This is a genomic window from Chroococcidiopsis sp. TS-821, from assembly GCF_002939305.1.
Taxonomy (GTDB): Bacteria; Cyanobacteriota; Cyanobacteriia; order Cyanobacteriales; family Chroococcidiopsidaceae; genus Chroogloeocystis.
On record NZ_MVDI01000028.1, the window covers coordinates 1 to 820 of the forward strand.

An 820-nucleotide genomic window follows, 5' to 3' on the forward strand; every position below is an offset into this window, starting at 1 on the left:
GTTGAGCGGTTGTAGCCATCTTAAACCCCACACCGAAAATCTGCCAATCCGCTCCAACAGAATTGTTCGACTGCGCTGCTACTGACAATTGATCAGAGCTTTAATGTCTGCCGTTACAATTTTCTCCAGATTGCGCGTAATTTTCTCGATGTCCCAATTCCACCAAGCGACTTCAAGTAATGCTTGGATTACATTATCCTCAAAGCGCTGGCGGATACATTTCGCTGGATTGCCACCAACAATGGTATAAGGTGAAACATTGCTCGCCACGACTGACTTTGCAGCAATGATAGCTCCGTCTCCCACCTGTACTCCTGGCATGATCGCCGCTTCATAGCCAATCCACACGTCGTTGCCAATCACTGTATCGCCTTTGTATGGTAGCTCGTCCGGTTGAGGGTCTATTTTTTCCCAGCCATTACCAAAAATTTGAAACGGATAAGTCGAAAAACCATCCATTTTGTGGTTTGCCCCATTCATGATGAATTTTACGCCTCGTGCTAAGGCACAAAATTTGCCGATGATTAAGCGATCGCCGATGAATGGAAAATGGTACAAGACATTGCGTTCAAAGTTCTCTGAATCTTCTGGATCGTCGTAATAGGTGTAATCTCCAATGATGATATTGGGATTTGACACCGTGTTTTGGATGAAGCAAATCTGTGGAAACCCCTTCATTGGATGCTTATCTTTTGGATCTGCTCCGTACACAATTGGTCACTCCTAATTTTCACAATGCATGACATCTGCATCTTATCCAGAAACTCAAGTTGCTGCTCTAACCTGCAATCAAAGCAGTCGAACGTCCCCAATCAGCGGC

Annotated in this window: 1 protein-coding gene; it reads right to left on the bottom strand. The window is 45.0% G+C overall.

The features are described 5' to 3' along the window. Positions 1 to 78: 78 nt before the first annotated feature. On the bottom strand, positions 79 to 714 hold the full coding sequence (locus B1A85_RS23315; RefSeq protein WP_371681710.1) for a Vat family streptogramin A O-acetyltransferase: 636 nt from the start codon (positions 712 to 714) through the stop codon (positions 79 to 81). Positions 715 to 820 lie beyond the last annotated feature (106 nt).